General features: G+C 61.0%; 1 protein-coding gene. It reads right to left on the bottom strand.

The features are described 5' to 3' along the window. On the bottom strand, positions 1–860 hold an 860-nt coding region (locus tag L6D77_RS27025; RefSeq protein ID WP_373870652.1), incomplete at both ends, for an immunoglobulin-like domain-containing protein.

Genomic DNA, 860 nt, shown 5'->3' with positions numbered 1-860 from the left:
CTGGTGGTGTCGGTGATCTGTACGGTGGCGTTGCCACCCAGTTCCAGATTCTCGAAGGTCTTGCCAGCGACGGTTGCGTCGCTGACACCCACGGTCAGGCTATCGGCATCTTTGAAGACGTCATCGCCTTGGGCGTCGGCTTTGTAGATCGCTTCGGTCTGGCCCGCCGGAATCACGACTTTGGCGCCGTTGGACAGCGTGACAGTCAGATCCTGATCCAGCTTCTGGCTGACTTTGACGGTGAACGACGGCTGTTGATCTTCGGTGACATCGCCATTGCTGACGATGGTGACCGACACCTTGTCGCCTTCGTTACCAGTGCCGGTACCGCCGCCGCTGCCCGGTTCATCGGTAACCGAGGTGGTGACGGTATTGTCGCCGAGGGTCAGTTTTTCGAAGTTGTCGCCACCGGCGACGGATTCGATCTTGTTGACGATATTCGGCTGGCCACCGGTATACACATCATCCTTGGCGGTGATGGTGAAGGTGCCAGTGGCACTGCCGGCTGGAACGGTGACTTTGGTGCCGTCGGTCAGGGTGAAGATCAGGCCGTTGTGGCCAGTGACCGACAGGCCTTGGGCGTTGGTCAGGGTCACGGTGTAGGTGACCTGGCCGCCTTCAGTGACGGTGGTCTTGTCCGCAGACAGGGTGGCGACGACTTCGCTGGTGGTGTCGGTGATCTGCACGGTGGCAGAGCCGCCCAGCTCCAGGTTCTCGAAGGTTTTGCCAGCAACGGTCGCGTCGCTGACACCGACGGTCAGGCTGTCGGCGTCTTTGAAGACGTCGTCGCCCTGGGCGTCGGCCTTGTAGATGGCTTCGGTCTGGCCCGCCGGAATCACGACTTTGGCGCCGTTGGACAG

Origin of the sequence: Pseudomonas parasichuanensis, from assembly GCF_021601385.1 — a bacterium.
Taxonomy (GTDB): Bacteria; Pseudomonadota; Gammaproteobacteria; order Pseudomonadales; family Pseudomonadaceae; genus Aquipseudomonas; species Aquipseudomonas parasichuanensis.
The sequence above is the reverse complement of the archived record's forward strand: the minus strand, read 5'-3'. Positions and strand labels throughout refer to the sequence as shown.